Origin of the sequence: Pseudomonas sp. B34(2017) (genome assembly GCF_002112915.1) — a bacterium.
Lineage (GTDB): Bacteria > Pseudomonadota > Gammaproteobacteria > Pseudomonadales > Pseudomonadaceae > Aquipseudomonas > Aquipseudomonas pharyngis.
Genome location: NZ_NEJA01000003.1, coordinates 257,011 through 278,043 on the forward strand (window position 1 = coordinate 257,011; position 21,033 = coordinate 278,043).

The 21,033-nt window shown below is 60.2% G+C and carries 21 protein-coding genes; 18 read left to right on the plus strand and 3 right to left on the minus strand.

The window, feature by feature from the left end; translation table 11 throughout:
• Positions 1 to 83 precede the first annotated feature (83 nt).
• From CAF80_RS10780 to CAF80_RS10790, 3 genes are read right to left on the minus strand one after another with little or no spacing between them, the layout of a single operon-like run.
• Positions 84 to 1,028 carry a phosphatidate cytidylyltransferase gene (locus CAF80_RS10780; RefSeq protein ID WP_039765128.1) on the minus strand — a complete coding sequence of 315 codons (945 nt, stop codon included), beginning with the start codon at positions 1,026 to 1,028 and terminating at the stop codon, positions 84 to 86.
• A complete protein-coding gene (locus CAF80_RS10785; RefSeq protein ID WP_085667338.1) occupies positions 1,025 to 1,624 on the minus strand; it encodes a 1-acyl-sn-glycerol-3-phosphate acyltransferase in 600 nt (199 codons plus the stop codon). The genes CAF80_RS10780 and CAF80_RS10785 overlap by 4 nt, the downstream gene beginning before the upstream one ends.
• The gene (locus CAF80_RS10790; RefSeq protein WP_039765131.1) at positions 1,611 to 2,243 is read right to left on the minus strand and encodes a CDP-alcohol phosphatidyltransferase family protein; all 633 of its coding nucleotides are present in this window, start codon (positions 2,241 to 2,243) and stop codon (positions 1,611 to 1,613) included. Before CAF80_RS10790 ends, CAF80_RS10785 begins: the two co-directional genes overlap by 14 nt.
• 691 nt (positions 2,244 to 2,934) lie before the next feature.
• Here CAF80_RS10790 and tssA point away from each other — a divergent pair.
• From tssA to icmH, 18 genes are all read left to right on the plus strand, one after another.
• Positions 2,935 to 4,497: a type VI secretion system protein TssA gene (gene tssA, locus CAF80_RS10795; RefSeq protein WP_039765132.1), complete on the plus strand. Its 1,563-nt coding sequence runs from the start codon at positions 2,935 to 2,937 to the stop codon at positions 4,495 to 4,497.
• Positions 4,498 to 4,529: 32 nt separating this feature from the next.
• On the plus strand, positions 4,530 to 5,033 hold the full coding sequence (gene tssB, locus CAF80_RS10800) for a type VI secretion system contractile sheath small subunit (RefSeq protein ID WP_003229587.1): 504 nt from the start codon (positions 4,530 to 4,532) through the stop codon (positions 5,031 to 5,033).
• Positions 5,034 to 5,061: 28 nt separating this feature from the next.
• Positions 5,062 to 6,537 (plus strand): type VI secretion system contractile sheath large subunit, encoded by a 1,476-nt coding sequence (gene tssC / locus CAF80_RS10805; RefSeq protein WP_011336600.1) that lies wholly within the window; start codon positions 5,062 to 5,064, stop codon positions 6,535 to 6,537.
• Between the two features lie 9 nt (positions 6,538 to 6,546).
• Positions 6,547 to 6,954, plus strand: a complete 408-nt coding sequence (gene tssE / locus CAF80_RS10810) for a type VI secretion system baseplate subunit TssE (RefSeq protein WP_039765135.1) — start codon at positions 6,547 to 6,549, stop codon at positions 6,952 to 6,954.
• Positions 6,955 to 6,965: 11 nt separating this feature from the next.
• Positions 6,966 to 7,490, plus strand: a complete 525-nt coding sequence (locus CAF80_RS10815; protein ID WP_085667339.1) for a PAAR domain-containing protein — start codon at positions 6,966 to 6,968, stop codon at positions 7,488 to 7,490.
• Positions 7,491 to 7,547: 57 nt separating this feature from the next.
• Positions 7,548 to 8,516, plus strand: a complete 969-nt coding sequence (locus tag CAF80_RS10820) for a DUF6402 family protein (RefSeq protein WP_074689936.1) — start codon at positions 7,548 to 7,550, stop codon at positions 8,514 to 8,516.
• Entirely contained in the window at positions 8,513 to 8,926 is a 414-nt protein-coding gene (locus CAF80_RS28545; protein WP_074689938.1) for a hypothetical protein, read from the plus strand. Before CAF80_RS10820 ends, CAF80_RS28545 begins: the two co-directional genes overlap by 4 nt.
• A gap of 49 nt (positions 8,927 to 8,975) precedes the next feature.
• Complete coding sequence (locus tag CAF80_RS10825; protein ID WP_074689940.1) at positions 8,976 to 9,419, plus strand: hypothetical protein; 444 nt, start codon at positions 8,976 to 8,978, stop codon at positions 9,417 to 9,419.
• A 17-nt stretch (positions 9,420 to 9,436) separates the two neighbouring features.
• On the plus strand, positions 9,437 to 9,868 hold the full coding sequence (locus CAF80_RS10830; protein WP_074690212.1) for a hypothetical protein: 432 nt from the start codon (positions 9,437 to 9,439) through the stop codon (positions 9,866 to 9,868).
• A 27-nt stretch (positions 9,869 to 9,895) separates the two neighbouring features.
• Positions 9,896 to 11,683, plus strand: coding sequence for a type VI secretion system baseplate subunit TssF (gene tssF, locus CAF80_RS10835; RefSeq protein WP_011336593.1), 1,788 nt, complete (start codon positions 9,896 to 9,898; stop codon positions 11,681 to 11,683).
• The gene (tssG, locus tag CAF80_RS10840; protein ID WP_039765146.1) at positions 11,647 to 12,654 is read left to right on the plus strand and encodes a type VI secretion system baseplate subunit TssG; all 1,008 of its coding nucleotides are present in this window, start codon (positions 11,647 to 11,649) and stop codon (positions 12,652 to 12,654) included. The genes tssF and tssG overlap by 37 nt, the downstream gene beginning before the upstream one ends.
• 11 nt (positions 12,655 to 12,665) lie before the next feature.
• A complete protein-coding gene (gene tssH / locus CAF80_RS10845; protein WP_074689942.1) occupies positions 12,666 to 15,323 on the plus strand; it encodes a type VI secretion system ATPase TssH in 2,658 nt (885 codons plus the stop codon).
• Between the two features lie 10 nt (positions 15,324 to 15,333).
• The gene (locus tag CAF80_RS10850) at positions 15,334 to 16,860 is read left to right on the plus strand and encodes a sigma-54-dependent Fis family transcriptional regulator (protein WP_074689944.1); all 1,527 of its coding nucleotides are present in this window, start codon (positions 15,334 to 15,336) and stop codon (positions 16,858 to 16,860) included.
• Positions 16,861 to 16,953: 93 nt separating this feature from the next.
• Positions 16,954 to 17,094: a hypothetical protein gene (locus CAF80_RS10855; protein WP_003229566.1), complete on the plus strand. Its 141-nt coding sequence runs from the start codon at positions 16,954 to 16,956 to the stop codon at positions 17,092 to 17,094.
• A gap of 18 nt (positions 17,095 to 17,112) precedes the next feature.
• The gene (gene tagH / locus CAF80_RS10860) at positions 17,113 to 18,306 is read left to right on the plus strand and encodes a type VI secretion system-associated FHA domain protein TagH (protein WP_039765152.1); all 1,194 of its coding nucleotides are present in this window, start codon (positions 17,113 to 17,115) and stop codon (positions 18,304 to 18,306) included.
• Between the two features lie 5 nt (positions 18,307 to 18,311).
• A complete protein-coding gene (gene tssJ, locus CAF80_RS10865) occupies positions 18,312 to 18,812 on the plus strand; it encodes a type VI secretion system lipoprotein TssJ (RefSeq protein WP_011336587.1) in 501 nt (166 codons plus the stop codon).
• Positions 18,813 to 18,814: 2 nt separating this feature from the next.
• On the plus strand, positions 18,815 to 20,146 hold the full coding sequence (tssK, locus tag CAF80_RS10870) for a type VI secretion system baseplate subunit TssK (RefSeq protein WP_039765155.1): 1,332 nt from the start codon (positions 18,815 to 18,817) through the stop codon (positions 20,144 to 20,146).
• Positions 20,147 to 20,151: 5 nt separating this feature from the next.
• Positions 20,152 to 21,027, plus strand: a complete 876-nt coding sequence (gene icmH, locus CAF80_RS10875; protein WP_011336585.1) for a type IVB secretion system protein IcmH/DotU — start codon at positions 20,152 to 20,154, stop codon at positions 21,025 to 21,027.
• The last annotated feature ends 6 nt before the right edge of the window (positions 21,028 to 21,033 follow it).

Below are 21,033 nucleotides of genomic sequence, written 5' to 3' on the forward strand. Positions count from 1 at the left end.
GTCAGCCGGGCGCGCTGCATGAAAAATGGGCATACCGATTGCGGTCGGATGCCCATTTTTTGTGCTCGATGATTGGGGCCGGATCAGGCCGAGAAGAAGTACCGGGTCAGGTGAAAGAAGATCGGCGCGGCGAAACAGATCGAGTCCATGCGGTCGAGCATCCCGCCGTGGCCCTTGATCATCGTGCCCCAGTCCTTGGCGCTCAGGCTGCGTTTGATCGCCGACATGACCAGGCCGCCGAGGAAGCCCATCACCACGATGACCAGCGACATCAGCAGCGACTGCCAGAAGCTGAACGGCGTCATCCAGAACATGCAACCACCGATCAGCGTGGCGGACAGCCCACCGCCGACCAGCCCTTCCACGGTTTTTGACGGGCTCACCAGCGGCGCAACTTTGCGTTTGCCGAACAGCTTGCCGAACACGTACTGCAGCACATCGCTCATCTGCACCACGAATACCAGGTAGAACAGCAGCAGGGCGTTCTGACCCTGGAAACCCTGCAGGTCCAGCAACAGCAGCGCCGGCGCATGGCTGATGCAGTAGATGCAGATCATCACGCCCCACTGAATCTTCGCCGTGCGCTCCAGAAAGCCCTCGGTGTCCTGGCTCAACACGGCAATCGCCGGCAGCAGCAGGAATGCATACACCGGCACCAGCAGGGTGAACATCGAATACCAATGGGTGCCGATCAGCAGGTATTGCAGCGGGATCAGGATGAAAAACGCCGAAAACAGCGCGTTATGGTCACCGCGTGCGGTCGGCGTGAGTGTTATGAACTCGCGCAGCGCAAACAGCGAAATGAAGCCGAACAGCACCACCGTCGCATTGGGGCCGAGCAGCCAGGACACAAAGAAAATAATGACCATCCCCCACCAGGCATTCACGCGCTGGTTGAGGTTTTCGATGGTCGCGATGGAGCTTTCGCTTTTCGCCCGCCGTGCCAGTACGCCGCCAATCAGCGAAGCCACCGCCAGCAACCCGGCGATTGCCGCGAAGAACCACAGGAACTTGGTTTCCAGACTCATTTCGACAACCTCACGATGGCGTCACGCGCCCGTTCCAGAAACGCCTGTTTCTCCTCACCGGCAATCCTCTGCAGCGGGTCGCCGATGCGGATCGTGCAGATGATCGGCAGCGGCACGTGTTTGCCTTTTGGCATCGAGCGATGCAGGTTTTCCAGGTAGATCGGCACCAGATCGACGTCCGGAAAGGTTTCGGCAAGGCGGAAGATCCCGGACTTGAATTCCCCCGGCAGCGCCTGGGTGGAGCGGGTACCTTCGGGGAAAATGATGATCGAGTGGCCGGCCCGCACTACATCGAAAATCGGCTCCAGCACATTGGTGCCCGGTGCCGGATTACGCTCGATCAGCACCGCGTTCAGGCCTTTCTGCGAGATGTACAATAGAAAGCGGTTCTTGCCCCAGTAGTCGGCGGCGGCCACCGGTTTCACGTTCAACCGGGCTTCCGGCGGCAGTGCGGCGATGATCGCCAGGGTGTCCATGTGGCTGGTGTGGTTGGCGTAGTAGATGCGCTGGCGCGTGAGGTCCGGCGGGCTTTCCCAGCGGGCGGTCACGCCGATCAAGAAGCGCAGCACCGAAATCAGCGCATTACTGATCCACATGGGCCTTCCCCTTCAGTTGTCTGGCGATGGCCAGGGTGCGCGTCACGCAGGTCGCGACGGAGCCAAGGGCGATGATCACCAGCGCGATCAGCAAAGCGTAGTGGGTCGCGTAGTAAATGGTTTCGAACACGTTCAACAGCAACGCCACGGTCATCACCGCCATCCGGTGCTGCTTGGCCATCGGTCCCATGAAGCTCTGGGTGAGCCCTAGAGCGCCGCCGAACACACGGACATACGCTGTCAGCGCAGCGGCCAATGCTGCGAACCAGCCAAGATCGGACTGGCCGATGGCAAAACCCAAGCCGACGATCAGCAGACTGTCGGCTACTCGATCCGGAAACTCGTTGTACAGGCTGCCAACGGCCGACTGCTTGCCGCCTTCGATCGCCACCATCCCGTCGAACAGATTGCACAGCAGCCGCAGTTGAATGCCGACGATACACAGGATCGAACCGGCCACGCCGTTATCGATGTACAGCGTCACCGCGCCGAACAGCGCGAAGAGCATGCTGATGACGGAGATCTGGTTGGGGGAGATGTCCCGCTTGACCAGTTCATCCGTGAAGCGTTTCGCCCAGCCCGCGGAGCGGGTCTTGATGGGCCGTCTGTTTTCATCCATTTGCCAATATCCGTATCAGTGGTAAGCCGTCAATTGATGACTGAGGCTGGCAATATAAAGGCACGTGCGCAGCATGAAATATATTGATGTAAGAACAGTCCGCGACATTTGTCAGAACAATCCACATCGAAAGTGTGTGCTTAAGCAGGGCGAAGGCTTGATGGATTGACGGCGCCTTGCGGGAAGTCCTGCAATTGTGCGGCTAAAGAAGTCTTGTGAAGTATGCAAAGTGTGCGATGACATCAAATTGATGGCACTTTTATTGATACCAGTTGTCCTCCTCGATTTGTTTAAAGATGCCTATCTGTTTTCGGAAGATTCCTACTTTATTTTCTTTCCAGTGTTGTCATGCTTTCGTCCGTATTTTGGAACGTGCGTTCAAGGAGGTGTCGGCGGGTTTCAGGCAGCCGCTCTGGGACGCAGGTTACGCCGGGGTTTGAAAGGCACGGTTGATATAAGCCGATATCAGGGAAACCCCTGAGACATATAGGGCGATCTCCTACAGCGCCCAATGAACAGTTCGTCTTGTTGTTTAATCGGATGCTTGCTAGTGGCCATCATTGTGATTACGATGCGCGCACTTGAAAGAGCAAACACTCAATTGGATGAGTCTTCCGACTGCTCTTCGATACTGTCCCGCGCCGCTGCAACTCCAATAGGCGCACGACCGTAATCCTTATAAAGGCCATGGATGTCCTACTCAAGCAAACTTTCCGCCCATTACCTCGAACTCGCTAAAGTCTCTGTTTCCAAAGAGAATTTTGCGGGCGAAGACGTTCGTTTCTCGAGCGAATTCGAGGCCCTGGAAAGCGAGCTGGCCAAAGCCTCGTCGATGCACGAAAGCGGGCAGATCGACTGGCTGAAAATTCGCGAAAACAGCGAAAACCTCCTGCGTACCCAATCCAAGGATTTGCGTGTCGGCGCCTGGCTGACCTGGTCGCTGTACCAGCGTGAATCCTTCCCCGGCCTGCTGGCCGGCCTCGGTTTTCTGCACCACTTGTCGGAAAACCACTGGGCCGAGATTCACCCGCTCAAACCCCGCACCCGGGCCGCCGCCATCGGCTGGCTGGTGCCGCGTCTTGAGCAGGTGATCACCGAAAATATCGCGATCAAGGAACAGCTGCCGATGTTCCGGCAGTTGTCCGAGCATCTGTCCGGTCTCGACGCCGCCTGCACCGAGCATCTGGGCGATGATGCGCCGCTGCTGCTGCCGCTCTCCCGCCGCCTGAAAACCATGATCCAGCGCGCCGCCGACAACCAGCCGGCACCCGGTGTGGTGGGCGCGGCGGTGGCGCAGGTCAAGCAGGCCGCCAGCCAGTTGCTGGCACCCGGCGCGCCGATCGACAACGAGAAAGAAGCCCACAAGGCCCTGCGCGCCCAGCAGGAAAGCGCCCGCCCGCTGTGCGCCTGGTGGCTCAAGCAGAAAGCCACCGACCTGCGCGCCCTGCGCCTCAACCGCACCTTGCTGTGGATGACGATCGACGCGGTGCCCGAGCGCAACGCCGAGCAGATCACCGTGCTGCGCGGGTTGCCGGTGGACAAGCTCAAGCAGTATCAGGACCGTTTCGATCAGGGCAAATACGCCGACCTGCTGGTGGAACTGGAGGCGAGCCTGGCGAAGGCGCCGTTCTGGTTCGATGGCCAGAGGATGGTCTGGGAATGTCTCCAGAACCTCAACGCCGAGCTGGCCATGCGCGAAGTGGAAATCCACTTCGCGCTTTTGATTCAACGCCTGCCCGGCATCATCGAGCTGCGTTTCCATGACGGCGCGCCGTTCGCCGATCCGTCCACCCGGGCGTGGATCGCCGGCAACGTCATGCCGCACCTGCAAAGCGCCAGCGCACCGCGCAAGGTCGAGACCGAGAACGCCGAAACCCAGCCGGCCTGGGAAAAGGCCCTCGAAGAAGTCCAGCCGATCCTGCGCAAGGAAGGCCTCAAGCCCGCAGTTCAGATCCTCAAACAGGGGCTGCAATCGGCGCACGGCGGCCGCGAACGCTTCTTCTGGCAGTTCGCCCTCGCGCGGCTGTGTTTCCTGGCCAAGAAATACGAGCTGGCCAAGAACCAGCTCGAAACCCTCGATCAGACATTACAGGACTCAGGCCTGCACGCCTGGGAGCCCGATCTTGCATTGGAAGTGCTGCACCTGCTGCACAGTTGCTGCGAGTTGTTACCGCAGAACCATGCCGTACGTGAACGCAAGGAAGAGATTTATCGCAGGCTGTGCCACCTCGACCTCGAAGTGGTACTCGAATAGGCCCCAGGGCCACAACCGCAAGGAGAAAAGCCATGGCCAAAGAAGGCTCGGTAGCCCCCAAGGAACGCATCAACGTCACCTTCAAACCCGCCACCGGCGGTGCTCAGGAAGAGATTGAACTGCCGCTGAAGCTGCTGGCAATCGGTGACTACACCCACCGCAAGGACGATCGCAAGATCGAGGATCGCAAGCCGATCAGCATCGACAAGATGACCTTCGACGAAGTGCTGGCCAAGCAAGAGCTGGGTCTGACGCTGAGCGTGCCGAACCGTCTGCAGGAAGATGGCGAGGCCGACGAGCTGGCTGTGCAACTGCGCGTCAACTCCATGAAGGACTTCAACCCGGCCAGCCTGGTCGAGCAAGTGCCTGAGCTGAAAAAACTGATGGAACTGCGCGACGCGCTGGTGGCCCTCAAAGGCCCGCTGGGTAACGCACCTGCGTTCCGTAAAGCCATCGAAGGCGTGCTCGCCGACGATGAATCCCGCGGTCGCGTACTCGGTGAGCTGGGCCTGAACGCCGCAGCTCCGGACGCTTGAGACTCCAGCAGCCAAGGAAGCCAACACAATGAGCACTAGCGCAGCACAACAGAACGCCGCGGAAAACGGCGAATACAGCATCCTCGACAGCATCATCGCCGAAACCCGCCTGACGCCGGACGACGAAGCCTACGACATCGCCAAACGCGGTGTGTCGGCGTTCATCGAAGAGCTGCTCAAGCCGCAGAACAATGGTGAGCCGGTCAAGAAAGCCATGGTTGACCGCATGATCGCCGAGATCGATGCCAAGCTCAGCCGTCAGATGGACGAAATCCTGCACCACCCGGACTTCCAGGCCCTGGAATCGTCGTGGCGTGGTCTGCAACTGCTGGTCGACCGCACCAACTTCCGCGAAAACATCAAGATCGAAATCCTCAACGTCTCCAAAGAAGACCTGCTGGACGATTTCGAAGACTCGCCGGAAGTCATGCAGTCGGGCCTGTACAAGCACATCTACACCGCTGAATACGGCCAGTTCGGTGGTCAGCCGGTTGGCGCGATCATTGCCAACTACTACATGTCCCCAAGCTCGCCGGACGTGAAGCTGATGCAGTACGTGTCCAGCGTAGCCTGCATGTCCCACGCGCCGTTCATCGCCGCCGCCGGCCCGAAATTCTTCGGCCTGGAAAGCTTCACCGGTCTGCCGGACCTGAAGGATCTGAAAGATCACTTCGAAGGCCCGCAATTCGCCAAATGGCAGAGCTTCCGTACCTCGGAAGACTCCCGCTACGTTGGCCTGACCGTGCCGCGTTTCCTGCTGCGTAACCCGTACGACCCGGAAGAGAACCCGGTCAAATCGTTCGTGTACAAGGAAAACGTTGCCAACAGCCACGAGCACTACCTGTGGGGCAACACCGCTTACGCGTTCGGCACCAAGCTGACCGACAGCTTCGCCAAATTCCGCTGGTGCCCGAACATCATCGGCCCACAGAGCGGCGGCGCGGTTGAAGACCTGCCTCTGCACCACTTCGAAAGCATGGGCGAAATCGAAACCAAGATTCCTACCGAGGTTCTGGTTTCCGACCGTCGTGAATACGAACTGGCCGAGGAAGGCTTCATCTCCCTGACCATGCGTAAAGGCTCCGACAACGCGGCGTTCTTCTCCGCAAGCTCGGTGCAGAAGCCGAAGTTCTTCGGCATCAGCGCAGAAGGCAAGGCTGCAGAGCTGAACTACAAGCTCGGCACCCAACTGCCGTACATGATGATCGTCAACCGCCTGGCTCACTACCTGAAAGTGCTGCAGCGCGAGCAACTCGGTTCGTGGAAAGAACGTACCGACCTCGAGCTGGAACTGAACAAGTGGATCCGCCAGTACGTGGCCGACCAGGAAAACCCGAGCGCCGAAGTACGTGGCCGTCGTCCGCTGCGCGCTGCGCAAGTGATCGTCAGCGACGTTGAAGGCGAGCCGGGCTGGTACCGCGTCAGCCTGAACGTGCGTCCGCACTTCAAGTACATGGGTGCCGATTTCACCCTGTCGCTGGTTGGCAAGCTGGACAAAGAGTAAGAGCGACTCATGGACGGATACGGCAGCCTTTTCGAACGCCTCAACGGCGACGCGGAACTACGCAAGGGCAGGAGCCTCGAGGCTTCGGCCATGGCGTCGGTGGCTGCCCATCTGGCCAAAATGCTCAGCACCCGGGCCGGCAGCGTGCAAACGCTGTCCGACTACGGGTTGCCCGATCTCAATGACATGCGCCTGAGCCTGCACGACTCCCTGAGTCAGGCCCGCCTGGCCATCGAAAGCTTCATCGAAGCCTACGAGCCGCGCCTGAGCAACGTGCGTGTCATTTCCCTGCCGCGTGACCACGATCAGCTCCGCCTGGCCTTCAGCATCGAAGGCCTGCTGGAAGTCGAGGGTTTCAAGCGTCAGGTCAGTTTCTCCGCGCGCCTGGATGGCAGCGGTCAAGTGAAGGTCAACTAAGGAGAACCCCGATGTCTGGCAAACCTGCAGCACGCGTATCCGACCCCACCGCTTGCCCGCTCCCCGGCCACGGCACCAACCCGATCGCCGCCGGTTCCGGCGACGTGTTCTTCGACGGCCTCGCGGCCGCCCGCGAAGGCGATGCCTCCGCGTGTGGTGGTGCGATGGTCGGCGGTTTGGCCACGACGGTGAAAATCAATGGCAAGTCTGCTGTCACTGTGGATTCCGTGGGCTCTCACGGTAACAAAGTCACTGCCGGTTCCGGGACGGTGATTATCGGCAATTCACATTCGCCGGCGCCGTTTGTGCCGCCGTTGCCGGTTGAACTCAAATGGCCATTTAACGAGCACTTCGTGATCAATTGCGAAGAGACAGGCAAGCCGCTAGCTGGGGTGGAATACACACTTAAAACAGCTTCGGGGAAAATCATAAACGGTGTGACAGGTGCCGACGGGAAAACTCAAAAAGTGTTTTCCACTACTGCAGAAGCGGTTGAGCTGATCATAGAGCCACAGAGTAGGGTTGTTCTCGCTTAGTTGTTGAACTTTAAAACTGGCGAAATTTGCGTGAAGTGATATCAGAGGGATGTGAAGATGGCTGCAACGACAGTAGCAACGACAATGACTCCGGCGAGTAACAAGTCCGGCCAGACTGCTACTGCACGTCAGTTCAAGATTACTGATATTCCGAACACGATGAGAAAAATCAACTGGCCTGTTGCAGCGGATCTGATGGCCCATTGGTTCAATGGCAAACCGTGGCCAAACGAAAGTGGTGGGATGGATGATGCTGTTAAAAGGCATGAAGCTTTTGCACCGGCAGAGTACATCGAAGAGTCCATAGTAAAAATGAGTTGGGTCCTTGGGTTTGAGCGTGCAAATACCGCATTCAAACAACTCAAGGCAAATTGGAATAGTCCCCTTGGGACCGATCTGATAAAGCAGAGATTGCGCAAGGCTTTTTCCAATAGTGCTCCTGGTTGTTATCCACTGGCTTTCAATGGAGTGGCCAGTGCTGCTGAAAAATTTGGTTACTCCAATAATAAAGTTGTCGAGTTCGAGCAGACCGGTGCTGATGACGTAAACGAGCTTCGAGCAGCACTCGCTAACTTTAATTTGCGTGTCATCGCCGAAGGCTCAGTGGTCGTTACAGGCAAGAGCATTGTTTTTACTCCATCAAAAATTGGTTTTTATATTGAAGATGCATACGACTTTAATGATGGAATTGCTCTTTTTAGTCAGGTTCTAGGCTACTGGAACTTTGATAAATTGATTACTGATCCCGCCGTCGGTTTTAAAACAAACGCAAAGCTGGCCGCCGAAATGAATTCTGTGGTGGCCGAGTCAACGTACAAGCAGGTAACGGGGCAGCAATCCCCTCAGCAAAAAGAAGAAGCCATACGTCGTTATAGAGAACTGGAAGGCAAACATTACATGCTTGTTCAAAATAGCGATTTTCGTGATTATCGGGATAAAAATAAAAAAGGCGGAGACTTTCGCGTTTATTCGGACATCTTGTACGAAACTGTATCAGTCGCGCCTATTGAGGTCCTTTTCAAATGAATTCATGGCGTAAGACTTTTATAAGCTTTGTAGCGCTTTTTGCTAGTTTGGTAATTGCTGTTGCTTTCATTGTAAATGGTGTTTTGAGTCGTGCGTCTGATGTCTCTAAAAAAAGTCCGTCCGGACAGTACCTTATAGAGTCTGTTCCTGCGAGTTCAATTTTAACTCCGAGAGATTCAGTTTATTTGCGTTTCACAGACTTAAATGACCCTGGTCGTGTTTATCGTACTCCTCTGTTTTCAGATGTTTCGTTGGATATGAGTGCGGATGAGGATGAAGAAACGGTGGGCGTTATCTTCATTGCGCTCAGCAAGAAAAGTAAGCAGTTCACGCTGGCATTGTCCAATCCACGAAAGCACTGGATGGATTTCTTTATTAGCAATACCCCTTACAAGGTTTTGGAAAATTGAAGGTCGCAATTCATGGTGCAGGTACTTGGTACGGGAATGTGAAGCCGGCATGAACATCTACGCCCGCGTTGCCATGAACCTGGCTTTCCATGCCGCTGGATGTGTTGCGTACGTTTTCCTGAACGACGCAGTGGTCGTTGCCTACAAAGCATTCAACGGCGGCTTCACCACCCGTGGCGTAGGCATCGGCATCGCACATTACATGTTCATTTATATTTTTTTCGCGGTGAACGCACTGGTTGCTGTGTTCCCGAACCTATGGGCAAAACTCGGCCTGCTCGCGCTGATGGTCTCTTGGATTCTATTCATGATGGTGCCCGACAACCCGTTGCGGGCGCTGTTCTACACCGTGGCTCAGGGCGGGGTGACGTTGCTGGCGATTCTGGCCACGCAGGTCATTGAGCTGCGCCTGGAAAAGCGCGCGTTGATGCGGCAGGCATTGCCTGCGATTGCTTCGCAGGTCGTGGTTTCGAAGATGAGGGCCTGCCCGTGATCGGTGTATCGAACGAGATGCCCATCCTCAGCCGCGCGCAGCTGAGTTTTTTCATGGGTGCCTTGTGGACGCCATTCTTGGCCATGCTGGCATTTTCATCCTATGGCCTGTGGATTGGCGATTATTCGACATTCGATTCGTCCGAGACCCACTGGGTGTATCTGTTGTGGTTCGGCATGCCCGGACTGTTGTTGTTTGCGCTGTGGGTATCGCGGGCCGCGAAGAGCCGCAATGAGCAGCAGGCGCTGCGGATGATCTGGTTGGCGCCGTTGAAGTTCATCCCTTTCTACGCGGTGCCATGGATGCTTTATGGCTTGTGCAGCCTGGTCGTCGGGCCGTTCGACAATGCTTTCATGGCCTACGGATGGATCCTGCTCGTGCCGTACCTCCTGATCGGCGGTTACGTGTGTGCCGGTGTGACAGTCGCGCTCTACAGGATATTTTTTTGATGAGTTCCACTACCAGGCAGGTAACCCGTGTCCTTTAACCACTACTACCAAAGCGAACTCACCGCACTGCGCCAACTGGGCCGCCGTTTCGCCGAGCGTAGTCCGGCGTTGGCGCCGTTCCTGGGGCAGGCCGGGCGGGATCCGGATGTGGAGCGGTTGCTGGAAGGCTTTGCGTTTCTGACCGGGCGGCTGCGCCAGAAACTCGATGACGAGTTGCCGGAGCTCAGCCACTCCCTGATGCAATTGCTGTGGCCGAACTACATGCGTCCGCTGCCGGCGTTCAGCATTCTGCAGTTCGATCCGCTCAAGCGTTCCGGGCCGGCGCTGAAGGTCGAGCGTGACACGCCGATCGAGAGCGTGCCGATCGAAGACGTGCGCTGCCGCTTCCGCACCTGCTACCCGACCGAAGTCATGGCCCTGGATCTGGCCGCGCTGAACTACTCGGTGAAGGGCGACGGTTCGTTGCTCAGCCTGCGCCTGGAGATGAGTGCCGACGGCCACCTCGGCGAGCTGGAGCTGAGCAAGCTGCGCCTGCACTTTGCCGGCGAGCGCTACATCAGCCAGATGCTCTACCTGAGCCTGCTGCGCAACCTCGACGGCATCGAACTGATCCCGCTCGACGGCGCCGGCAAGCCGATCGATGGCGTGAGCGGCAAGCCGATGGCGTTCAAGATTCCGGGCGACCGCGTGAAGCCGGTGGGCTTTGCCGAAGAAGAAGCGTTGATCCCGTATCCGCTGAACACCTTCCGCGGCTATCGCTATCTGCAGGAATACTTTGCCTTCCAGGACAAGTTCCTGTTCGTTGATGTCCACGGTCTGGACATTCTCAAGGCGCTGCCGGAAGACACCCTCAAGCAGATGCGTGGCCTGGAATTGCGCTTCGACATCCGCAAGAGCGGCATCATGCGCATGCGTCCGACCCTGGATAACGTGAAGCTGTTCTGCACGCCGATCGTCAACCTGTTCAAGCACGACGCACTGCCGATCCGCCTCGACGGCAAACAGGACGAATACCTGCTGCTGCCGGCCGAATACGATCTGGAAAACTGCGGCGTGTTCTCGGTGGAGACCGTGACCGGCTGGAAACCCGGCGGCCTCGGTTATCAGGAGTACGTGCCGTTCGAATCCTTCGAGCACGACCCAAGTTTCGACGTGCCCAACAGCCGTCCGCATTACAGCATCCGCCAGCGTTCGTCGCTGCTGCACGACGGCCTCGACACCTACCTGAGCTTCGGCATCCGCCACACCGAAGCCCATGAAACCCTGTCGATCGAGCTGGTCTGCACCAATCAGAACCTGCCGCGCAAACTCAAGCTCGGGCAGATCTGCATGGCCTGCGAAGAGACCCCGGAGTTCCTGAGTTTCCGCAACATCACCCCGGCCACTTCCAGTTTCGCGCCGCCGCTGAACCGTGACTTCCTGTGGAAGCTGATCAGCAACATGTCGCTTAACTATCTGTCGCTGGCCGACGTCAATGCATTGAAGGTGATTCTCGAAACCTACGACCTGCCGCGCTACTACGACCAGCACGCGGAGAAGGTCAGCAAACGCCTGCTCGGCGGCCTCAAGCACATCAAGCATCACCACGTGGATCGCTTGCACCGTGGTTTGCCGGTACGCGGTCTGCGCACCGAACTGACCATCGACCCGGAAGGGTATATCGGTGAGGGCGATCTGTTCGTCTTCGCCTCGGTTCTCAACGAGTTTTTCGCGCTTTACGCCAGTCTCAATTCATTCCATGAGCTGCGGGTAAAAAGCACACAGGGAGAGGTGTACCAATGGACACCACGTATGGGCCTGCAGCCCCTGCTTTAAGCGGGCTGACGAAGGTAATACGCGAGTACTCGCTGTTTCAGGCCGTGCTGCTGGTGATCGACCGGCTGCGCGATGCGCACCCGTACCTGAGCGAAGACGACCTGTACGACCAGCTGGAATTCCAGGCCAATCCGAGCCTCGGATTTCCGCGCAGCGACGTCGATCGCGTGGAGTTTTTCGAAGAGCACGGGCAGATGCGCGCGCGCCTTCGGTTCAACCTGATCGGTCTGGTCGGTTCCGGTTCGCCGCTGCCGGCGTTCTACGGCGAGCAAGCCCTGGGCGACAGCGAAGACGGCAATCCGACGCGCAACTTCCTCGACCTGTTCCACCATCGCCTGCAACGGCTGATGCTGCCGATCTGGCGCAAGTACCGCTATCGCGCGAGCTTCCAGAGCGGCGCGGTCGATCCGTTCTCGTCACAGCTGTTCGCCCTGATCGGCCTCGGCGGCGACGAGATCCGCAAGGCCAAGGAGCTGAACTGGAAACGCCTGCTGCCGTACCTCGGCCTGCTCAGTTTGCGGGCGCACTCGGCGGCGCTGATCGAAGCGGTGCTGCGTTATTACTTCAAGCACGAAGACCTGGTCATCGAGCAGTGCATCGAGCGCCGCGTGGAAATCCTCGAAGAACAGCGCAACCGCCTCGGCTTCGCCAACAGCGTGCTGGGTGAAGACCTGGTGCTGGGCGAACGCGTGCGCGATCGCAGCGGCAAATTCCGCATTCACATCACCGAACTCGACTGGGAACGCTTCCACGAATTCCTGCCCATCGGTTTCGGTTACCAGCCGCTCTGCGCGCTGGTGCGGTTCACCCTGCGTGACCCGCTCGATTACGACATTCGCCTGGTGCTGCGCCCGGAAGAAATCCGCGAACTGCGCATTGGCGAGAAGAACGACTGTCGCCTGGGGTGGACCAGTTGGCTGGGCTGCGAAAAAGCAGACGGCGTGGTGACCCTGGGCAGCAAAATTCATTAAGGACGTGAGCCATGATCAACGTAGACCTGCAACAACTCATCCAGGCGCTGGACGCCGAAACCCGTCGCGATCTGGAGCGTTCGGCCGAGCGCTGCGTGGCCCGTGGCGGCAGCAAGATTCTGGTCGAAGACTTGCTGCTCGGCCTGCTGGAGCGCCCGAACGGTCTGCTCTCCCGTGCGCTGCAGGATGCCGACGTTGATGCCGGCGAACTGAGCGCCGCGCTGCAATCGCGGGTCGAGCACAGCGCTTCGCGCAACCCGGTGTTCGCTCCGGAACTGGTGCAGTGGCTGCAGGACGCGCTGCTGGTGGCCAACCTTGAACTGGGCCAGACCTCGGTCGAAGACGCGGCGCTGATCCTCGCGCTGCTGCGCAACCCGATGCGTTACGCCGGCAGCCGCTACCAGCCGTTGCTCGCCAAACTGAACATCGATCGCCTGAAGGAATTTGCCCTGTCGCAACAACCTCAGGCAGCGGCCAACGGCAAACCGGCCGCCCAGGGCGAATCGCTGCTCGAGCGCTTCACCCACAACCTGACCCAACAGGCCCGCGACGGCAAACTCGACCCGGTGCTGTGCCGCGATGGCGCGATCCGCCAGATGGTCGACATCCTCGCCCGTCGCCGCAAGAACAACCCGATCGTGGTCGGTGAAGCCGGTGTCGGTAAAACCGCCATCGTCGAAGGCCTGGCCTCGCGCATCGCTGCCGGTGAAGTGCCGCAAGTGCTCAAAGGTGTCGAGCTGCTGTCGCTGGACATGGGCCTGTTGCAGGCCGGCGCCAGCGTCAAAGGTGAGTTCGAGCGTCGTCTGAAAGGCGTGATCGACGAGGTCAAAGCCTCGCCGAAGCCGATCATCCTGTTCATCGACGAAGCCCACACCCTGATCGGCGCGGGCGGCAATGCCGGCGGTTCCGACGCGGCCAACCTGCTGAAGCCGGCGCTGGCCCGTGGCGAGCTGCGCACCATCGCCGCGACCACCTGGGCCGAGTACAAGAAATACTTCGAGAAAGACCCGGCGCTGGCCCGTCGCTTCCAACCGGTTCAACTGCACGAACCGACCGTGAGCGAAGCGGTGACCATCCTGCGTGGCCTGGCTCAGGTCTACGAAAAGAGCCACGGCATTTACCTGCGCGATGACGCGGTGGTTTCGGCAGCGGAACTATCCGCCCGTTATCTGGCCGGTCGGCAACTGCCGGACAAGGCTGTCGATGTGCTCGACACCGCGTGCGCCCGTGTTCGCATCAGCCTCGCTGCGGCTCCGGAAAGCCTGGAACGCCTGCGTGGTGAGCTGGCTGAAGGTGGCCGTCAGCGTCAGGCCCTGCGCCGCGATGCCGAAGCCGGTCTGCTGATCGACCACGAAGCGCTGGAGGCACTGGAAGCGCGTCTGGACGAAGCCGAAGCGGAAAGGGTCGCACTGGAAACCCAGTGGACCGAGCAGAAACAACTGGCCGAGCGCCTGCTGGAACTGCGTCAGCAACTGGCCAAGGCCCGTGAAGCCGCTGCGGTCGAGCCGGTGGTCACCGTTGAGGAAGACGCCGAAGGCACCGTGATCGAAACCCACGCCGCCGACATCGACGAAGCCCTCAGCGTCGAGGCGCTGGAAGCGCAACTCAACGAAACTCATAGCGCCCTGACCGCCGCTCAGGTCAAGGAGCGTCTGGTCAGCTTCGAAGTCTGCCCGCGTCTGGTGGCCGAAGTGATCAGCGCCTGGACCGGCGTGCCACTGGCGCAACTGGCCCGAGAGCACAACGCCAAGGTCGCCAGCTTCGCCACCGACCTGCGCACTCGCATCCGTGGTCAGGAACAAGCCGTGCACGCACTGGATCGCTCGATGCGCGCCACCGCTGCCGGCCTGAACAAGCCTGACGCACCGGTCGGCGTGTTCCTGCTGGTCGGCCCGAGCGGCGTCGGCAAGACCGAAACCGCACTGGCACTCGCCGACCTGCTGTACGGCGGCGACCGCTTTATCACCACCATCAACATGTCCGAGTTCCAGGAGAAGCACACCGTTTCCCGCCTGATCGGTGCACCGCCAGGCTACGTCGGTTACGGCGAGGGCGGCATGCTCACCGAAGCCGTACGCCAGAAGCCGTACTCGGTGGTGCTGCTCGATGAAGTCGAGAAGGCTGACCCGGACGTGCTCAACCTGTTCTACCAAATCTTCGACAAAGGCGTGGCCAACGACGGCGAAGGGCGCGAGATCGACTTCCGCAATACGTTGATCCTGATGACCTCGAACCTGGGCAGCGACAAGATCAGCGACCTCTGCGAAGACGGTGCGCGCCCGACCGCCGAAGTGCTGGAAGAAACCATTCGCCCGGTGCTCAGCAAACACTTCAAACCGGCGCTGCTGGCGCGGATGAAAGTGGTGCCGTACTACCCGGTCGGCGGCCCGGTGCTGCGCGAACTGATCGAGATCAAGCTCGGTCGTCTGGGCGAGCGCCTGAACCGTCGCCAGCTGGACTTCACCTGGTGCCAGAACCTCGTCGATCACTTGTCCGAGCGCTGCACCCAAAGCGAAAGCGGTGCACGCCTGATCGACCATTTGCTCGACCAGCACGTGCTGCCGCTGGTGGCCGACCGCTTGCTCGACGCCATGGCCACCGGTGAAAGCCTCAAGCGTGTGCATGCGACGCTCGACGGTGAAGCCAGCGTGACCTGCGAGTTCGCCTGAGGTGAGTGTGATGTTCACTCAAGTGCCGCAGCCACTGCTCTATGCCGAAGCCTTGCTGGCGCAGTTCGCCAGCCTGTCGCGGGCGGCGGACGGTGCTGCGCTGCTGGGTGACTTCGTGCGCGGTCTGGCCGGGCTGAGCGGTTGCGAACTGACGCAGCTGTACTTGCTGGACGCTACGCACACGTCGCTGGGGATGAATGCCGAATGCCTCGACGGCGTGCTGCAACCGCGCAGCGCGGCGAGTCTGCCGGCGGACTACAACGGCGAGCAACTGTTGCAATTCGCCCTGTGCCAGAACCGCGTGGTGTGCTTCGACGACCTGGGCGGCAGCCTGCACGAAACCAGTTTTCTGCCGGCGTCGTCCACGCCGTGGCAGTCGCTGTTGTGCGTGCCGCTGGTCAATCAGCAGAAGGCCGTCGAAGGCCTGTTGCTGTGCGCCAGCCGTCGCCACATCAACCTGCAAGGGTTTGCCGATTCTCTCGGCCAGCTCGGCTCTTTCGTGCTTGGTCAGTTGCACTTGCTGCAACGCCTGCGCCAGCCAGTGGATGCGGCGGCGCCGGTCGTGCGCAGCCTGCCGAGTGCCAGCGGCTACGGCCTGATCGGCAAGAGCGCGGCAATGCGTCAGACCTACTCGCTGATCAGCAAAGTCCTGCACAGCCCGTACACCGTGCTGTTGCGTGGCGAGACCGGCACCGGCAAGGAAGTGGTGGCGCGGGCGATCCACGATTGCGGCCCGCGCCGGTCCCAGGCGTTCATCGTGCAGAACTGCGCGGCGTTCCCGGAAAACCTGCTGGAAAGCGAGCTGTTCGGCTATCGCAAAGGCGCGTTCACCGGGGCCGATCGAGACCGCGCCGGGCTGTTCGACGCGGCCAACGGCGGCACCCTGTTGCTCGACGAAATCGGTGACATGCCGCTGTCGCTGCAAGCCAAGTTGCTGCGCGTGTTGCAGGAAGGCGAGATCCGTCCGCTGGGTTCCAACGACACCCACAAGATCGACGTGCGCATCATCGCTGCAACGCACCGCGATCTGTCGGTGCTGGTCAGCGAAGGCAAATTCCGCGAGGACCTGTACTACCGCCTAGCGCAATTCCCGATCGAATTGCCGGCCCTGCGTCAGCGCGAAGGCGACATCCTCGACCTGGCCAAGCACTTTGCCGATAAGGCCTGCACTTTCCTGCAACGTGATCCGGTGCGCTGGTCGGACGCGGCGCTTGAACACCTGTCCGGTTACACCTTCCCCGGCAACGTGCGTGAACTCAAAGGCCTGGTCGAGCGGGCGGTGCTGTTGTGCGAGGGCGGCGAGTTGCTGGCCGAACATTTCTCGCTGCGTCTGGAATCGGCGTCGGTGCCGGAAGACCACTGCGGCCTCAATCTGCGCGAACGACTGGAAGCGGTCGAACGCAATCTGCTGCTCGATTGCCTGCGCAAGAACGACGGCAACCAGACGCTCGCCGCCCGCGAACTGGGCCTGCCGCGCCGCACGCTGCTGTACCGGCTCGGCCGCTTGAACATCAATCTGGGTGATTTCGATGGGTAGGCGAAAGTCCGTCGGATTCACCTCGAACACCTATGTCAGCGCCGCCCGCAAGGGTCGGCGCTTTGTGCTTTGTCTACACCTGGAGACCCTCTGATGTCTGTTCGTCACTGGCACGCTGTCCTGCTGACCCTCGTCGTTCTATGCGGCCTCGGCGGTTGCAGCGGCAATTACAAATTCAACGATAACGATTACCGCCCGTTGGGTGATCCGCAGGCGGTCAATCGCGGCAAGTGACCGCAAGGAGCATCAAACATGGAATTGGTTTTCGAAATGCTGAACACCAAGCAGTTCGTGCCCACCGAGCTGTGCCAGCGGACCTTCAAACAGGCCGGTGGCGTGATCGGGCGGGGCGAGGACTGCGACTGGATCATCCCTGACCGCAAGCGGCACTTGTCCAACCACCACGCGATCGTCAGCTATCGCGAGGGTTCGTTCTTCCTGACCGACACCAGCAGCAACGGTGTGCAGGACGGCGACAGCGGCGCACGCCTGCACAAGGGCGAACCGGTGCGCATCGAGCACGGCAGCACCTACGTGCTGGGCGACTTCGAGATTCGTGCGCGCCTGGTGCGCGACCCGGCGACCTTCGACGGTGAAGTCGGCCTGCCACGTGCCGCCGGCAGCATCATCCCGGACGACGCGTTCCTCGACCTCGACCCGCTTAAGTCGCTGGAGCAGCAAGAGCGCGTGTACTCGGAATTCGAGGAAATGCTCGCACCGGTGACCGACCCTGAAGACTCCCGTCAGCGCGCCGACTACGCGCGCATCGACATGGAAAGCCTGATGGTGCCGGAGCTGATCGTCGAGCCCACGCCTGAGCCTGCGCCGGCGCCGAAAGCGGTCGAGCGTCAGAGCGAAACCTTCTGGGATAAATTCGGCGCGGCCCTTGGCGTGAACGTGAAGAACCTCAGCCACGACGAGCGTGAAGCGCTTGCGCTGAACGCTGCACGTCTGCTGCGCCAGAGCATCGGCGGTCTGCAACAGAGCCTGCGCACCCGTTCGGAGCTGAAAAACGAACTGCGTCTGGCCCAGACCACCGTACAAGGCACCAACAAGAATCCGCTGAAATTCGCCGTCGATCCGAGCGAGGCGCTGGACATCCTGTTGCAACCGCACAAGCCGGGCCATTTGCCGGCCGAGCAGGCGATCTCCCGGGCGTTCCGCGATTTGCAGGCGCATCAGGTGGCGCTGCTGACCGCCAGCCGCGCGGCGGTGCGCGGCACTCTGGAGCACTTCTCGCCGGAGCAGTTGACCCTGCGTTTCGAGCGCGACAACAAGCCGTTGCTCGCCACCGCCGGCGGGCGCTGGAGAGCGTTCAACCGTTACCACCATGCGCTGCGTCAGGACGACGACTGGAGCGAGCGCTTGCTGGCCCGCGACTTCGCCCAGGCCTACGAAGAACAGATCCGCCTGATCTCCACCCTCCACACCGACCACCAAGGATGATGCGCATGTCTCGCCGCTCGACCGCTTTTTTCAAGACGCTGACCGCGCTCACCCTGTTGGTGCTGCTCGCCGGTTGTTCGTCGCTGTCGCCGTATTCGAAAGTGACCAAGATCAACCTGAAGCTGACCGGCAGCGATCAGCTGAACCCGGACCTCAACGGTCGTCCGTCGCCGATCGTGGTGCGCCTGTTCGAACTCAAGCACCCGGTGACCTTCGAGAACGCCGATTTCTTCAGCCTCTACGAGCGCGCCAAGGAATCCCTCAACCCGGATCTGGTGGCCAGCGAAGAACTCGAACTGCGCCCGGGTGAAACCGTGGAACTGAAACTCAGCGTGGAGGAGGGCAGCCGCTTCATCGGCATCCTCGCCGCGTACCGCGACCTGCCGGAAACCAAATGGCGCCACACGTTCCCGATCACGCCGCTGGAAGTCACCGAAGCCGATCTGACCCTGGATCAGGCCGGTATCCGCAAGACCAACGAAGTGCTCGCCAAGGCGGATGACTGATCATGAATACCCATAAAGTCATCTGGCAGGAAGGCATGCTGCTGCGTCCGCAGCACTTCCAGCACAACGACCGCTACTACGATCACCAGATGAAGACCCGCACCCGGTTGCTGGGCGGCTACACCTGGGGTTTCCTGAACCTTGAGATCGACTTGCAGTTCCTCAACATGGGCAAACTGGTAATCAGTGAAGCCTCGGGAATTCTGCCGGACGGCAGCCTGTTCGAACTCGGCGGCAACACCGAACCGCTGGCGCTGGACGTGCCGCCGAACACCGGCAACACGCCGATCTACCTGGCGCTGCCACTGGTCACCGGTAACCACATCGAGGCCCGTCGCCCGGAGCAGTCCGACGTGCTGGCGCGTTACACCGCATATGACGCCGAAGTGGCCGACTCCAACGCCGGTGATGATTCCGCCAGCCAGGTCAGTTGCGGTCGCCCGGACTTCAAGCTGTTGCTCGGCGAGCAGCAGAGCGACCAGGCCTACGTGAAGCTGAAAATCTGCGACGTGCTCGACACCACACCGGACGGCGTGATCAGCCTCGACCCGGATTTCGTGCCGACCTACATTCAGGCGCACGCCTCCAGCTACCTGCTGTCGTGCCTGAAAGAAGTGATCAGCATGCTCGGTCACCGGGGCGACACCATTGCCGAGCGCATTCGCTCGAACGGCAAGGTCGGCGGCGCGGAGATCGGCGACTTCATGATGCTGCAACTGATCAACCGCACCGAACTGTTGCTGCGCCACTACCTGGGTCTGGAGCAGGTTCACCCGGAAGAGTTGTACCGCACGCTGCTGACCATGCTCGGCGATCTGGCGACCTTCTCCAGCGACAGCAAACGCCCGCGTCTGGACAGCCGCTACTCCCACGCTGACCAGGGTGCGAGTTTCCGCAAACTGATGGAGTCGATCCGTCAGGTGTTGTCGATGGTGCTGGAACAGCACGCCATCGAACTGATCCTGCAAGCGCGTCAGTACGGGATCATCGTGTCGCCGCTGCACGACCACAAACTGCTGGGCTCGGCGTCGTTCGTGCTGGCAGCCAGTGCCAACTGTGATTCCGAAGAACTGCGCAACCGCTTGCCTGCGCACCTCAAGGTCGGCCCGGTGGAGCGCATCCGCCAACTGGTCAACCTGCACCTGCCGGGGATCAAGGTCAAACCGTTGCCGGTGGCCCCGCGGCAGATCGCGTTCCACTCCAACAAAACCTATTTCATCCTCGAACTCAGTTCCGAAGACCTGGCACAACTCGAGCGCTCCGGCGGCTTCGCGTTCCATGTGTCCGGAGAATTCGCCGAGCTTGAACTGAAATTCTGGGCCATCAGGAACTGACCGACATGATCAAGGACATGGAACACAACCAGGACGACAAAACCGTCCTGCTCGACCGTCAGGGCCATGGCCCGGCGGCGAGTCCGCTGACCGACTTCGCCGCGCCACCGCGCTTCGAGCAACTGGAAGAACGGATGATCTACGCCGCGCGCCTGCGCCCGGCGGAAGCCTTCAACATCAGCCTCAATTCGCTGGTGGCGGCCTCGTCCGAACTGTTGTCGGAAGTGGTGCGCCTCAAGCACAGCGAAACCCGCGAAGACCTCTACGCGCTCAACGAGCGCCTGACCGCCGGGCTCAAGCTGTTTGAAGTACGCGCCCTGCACAACGGCGCCGAAAGCAGCCAGGTGATGGCCGCTCGTTACGTGCTCTGCACCGTGGTCGACGAAGCCGTCGTGACCACGCCGTGGGGCAACGAAAGCGAGTGGTCGCAGATGAGCCTGCTCAGCAGCTTCCACAACGAAACCTTCGGTGGCGAGAAGTTCTTCCAGCTGCTCGATCGGCTGTCGAAAAACCCGGTCAAGCACCTGCCGATGCTGGAGCTGATGTACCTGTGCCTGTCCCTCGGTTTCGAAGGCAAGTACCGCGTACAGGCGCGCGGCATGCTGGAACTCGAAGGCATCCGCGACGCCCTGTACCGGCAGATCCGTCAGTTGCGTGGCGACGTGCCGCGCGAATTGTCGCCGCAGTGGGAAGGCCTCAACGATCAGCGCCGCAATCTGGTGCGCATCGTGCCGGCGTGGATGGTGGTGCTGTTCACCTTCGTCTGTCTGGTGATGATGTATTCGGGCTTCGCCTGGGTCTTGGGCGAGCAGCGCGACACCGTTCTGCAACCATATCAGCCGCTTGATCCGGCCGCGGCGCAGCCGCAGTCGCAGCCGTAAACAGGG

Coding starts and splice junctions, on each gene's coding strand:
- CAF80_RS10790 (WP_039765131.1), bottom strand. CDS start 2,243: ATGGATGAAAACAGACGGCCCATCAAGACCCGCTCCGCGGGCTGGGCG.
- CAF80_RS10785 (WP_085667338.1), bottom strand. CDS start 1,624: ATGTGGATCAGTAATGCGCTGATTTCGGTGCTGCGCTTCTTGATCGGC.
- tssB (WP_003229587.1), top strand. CDS start 4,530: ATGGCCAAAGAAGGCTCGGTAGCCCCCAAGGAACGCATCAACGTCACC.
- tssG (WP_039765146.1), top strand. CDS start 11,647: ATGGACACCACGTATGGGCCTGCAGCCCCTGCTTTAAGCGGGCTGACG.
- CAF80_RS10780 (WP_039765128.1), bottom strand. CDS start 1,028: ATGAGTCTGGAAACCAAGTTCCTGTGGTTCTTCGCGGCAATCGCCGGG.
- icmH (WP_011336585.1), top strand. CDS start 20,152: ATGATCAAGGACATGGAACACAACCAGGACGACAAAACCGTCCTGCTC.
- tssA (WP_039765132.1), top strand. CDS start 2,935: ATGTCCTACTCAAGCAAACTTTCCGCCCATTACCTCGAACTCGCTAAA.
- tagH (WP_039765152.1), top strand. CDS start 17,113: ATGGAATTGGTTTTCGAAATGCTGAACACCAAGCAGTTCGTGCCCACC.
- tssK (WP_039765155.1), top strand. CDS start 18,815: ATGAATACCCATAAAGTCATCTGGCAGGAAGGCATGCTGCTGCGTCCG.
- CAF80_RS10850 (WP_074689944.1), top strand. CDS start 15,334: ATGTTCACTCAAGTGCCGCAGCCACTGCTCTATGCCGAAGCCTTGCTG.
- tssH (WP_074689942.1), top strand. CDS start 12,666: ATGATCAACGTAGACCTGCAACAACTCATCCAGGCGCTGGACGCCGAA.
- tssE (WP_039765135.1), top strand. CDS start 6,547: ATGGACGGATACGGCAGCCTTTTCGAACGCCTCAACGGCGACGCGGAA.
- CAF80_RS28545 (WP_074689938.1), top strand. CDS start 8,513: ATGAATTCATGGCGTAAGACTTTTATAAGCTTTGTAGCGCTTTTTGCT.
- CAF80_RS10825 (WP_074689940.1), top strand. CDS start 8,976: ATGAACATCTACGCCCGCGTTGCCATGAACCTGGCTTTCCATGCCGCT.
- CAF80_RS10820 (WP_074689936.1), top strand. CDS start 7,548: ATGGCTGCAACGACAGTAGCAACGACAATGACTCCGGCGAGTAACAAG.
- tssJ (WP_011336587.1), top strand. CDS start 18,312: ATGTCTCGCCGCTCGACCGCTTTTTTCAAGACGCTGACCGCGCTCACC.
- CAF80_RS10855 (WP_003229566.1), top strand. CDS start 16,954: ATGTCTGTTCGTCACTGGCACGCTGTCCTGCTGACCCTCGTCGTTCTA.
- CAF80_RS10830 (WP_074690212.1), top strand. CDS start 9,437: ATGCCCATCCTCAGCCGCGCGCAGCTGAGTTTTTTCATGGGTGCCTTG.
- CAF80_RS10815 (WP_085667339.1), top strand. CDS start 6,966: ATGTCTGGCAAACCTGCAGCACGCGTATCCGACCCCACCGCTTGCCCG.
- tssC (WP_011336600.1), top strand. CDS start 5,062: ATGAGCACTAGCGCAGCACAACAGAACGCCGCGGAAAACGGCGAATAC.